Below are 1,100 nucleotides of genomic sequence, written 5' to 3' on the forward strand. Positions count from 1 at the left end.
AGGGTTTTCAGGGTTCGGACGGAGGTCAGGGTCCGCAGGGTTTTCAGGGTTCGGACGGAGGTCAGGGTCCGCAGGGTTTTCAGGGTTCGGACGGAGGTCAGGGTCCGCAGGGTTTTCAGGGTTCGGACGGAGATCAAGGTCCCCAGGGTTTCCAGGGCTTCTCCGGGGCTGCCGGTCCGCAGGGTTTCCAAGGCTCTACGGGGGCTCAAGGCACCGCCGGAACACAGGGTTCCACGGGGACGCAGGGTCCGATGGGGGAGCAGGGTCCGCAGGGTTTCCAGGGGGCGACCGGGGTTCAGGGCTCCACAGGGGCGCAGGGATCCACCGGCGCGCAGGGAGCGACCGGTGGGCAGGGGCCGCAGGGTTTCGAGGGGCCTGTCGGTCCGCAGGGGTCCAGCGGGGCTCAGGGGGAGACGGGTACGCAGGGACCGCAAGGCTTCCAGGGATCCGCCGGGACGCAGGGTTCTCCCGGCGCCCAGGGCTCCACCGGGACTCAGGGGGCCGACGGCACTCAGGGGGAGACGGGAGCGCAGGGTCCGCAGGGTTTTCAGGGCTCGGCGGGTCAGCAAGGGGCCACCGGCGCGCAGGGCTCCACCGGTACTCAGGGTCCGATGGGCATGCAGGGCCCGCAGGGGTTCCAAGGATCGAACGGTGTTCAGGGTTCCACCGGCCCCCAGGGCTCGCTCGGACCTCAAGGCGCCGGAGGTGCCCAGGGACCGCAGGGTTTCCAGGGCTCCTCGGGCGTCCAGGGCGCCACGGGGCCGCAGGGCTTGACCGGGGCTCAGGGAGCCGGCGGCGCGCAGGGAGCACAGGGCTTCCAGGGCTCGAACGGTGTTCAGGGCTCCACCGGGGCACAGGGCTCCACCGGGGCCCAGGGGGATCCGGGCCCGGAGGGTACCCAGGGTTTCCAGGGGTCGATCGGTCAGCAGGGGTCGACCGGGGCGCAGGGGGCGACGGGTGCTCAGGGGGATACGGGCCCGCAGGGTCCGCAGGGCTTCCAGGGCTCGGTGGGCGTGCAGGGTTCCACGGGTCCCCAGGGTCTGACGGGCGCTCAGGGTGATACGGGCATGCAGGGTCCGCAGGGTTTCCAGGGTTCGCTG

The 1,100-nt window shown here is 71.7% G+C and carries 1 protein-coding gene; it reads right to left on the reverse strand.

What is annotated here, in order from left to right; translation table 11 throughout:
* On the reverse strand, positions 1-191 hold a 191-nt coding region (locus tag ACZ7L1_RS20620; RefSeq protein WP_471439025.1), incomplete at its 3' end, for a hypothetical protein.
* Between the last annotated feature and the right edge of the window lie 909 nt (positions 192-1,100).

This window comes from Streptomyces sp. NPDC107546 (assembly GCF_055639175.1).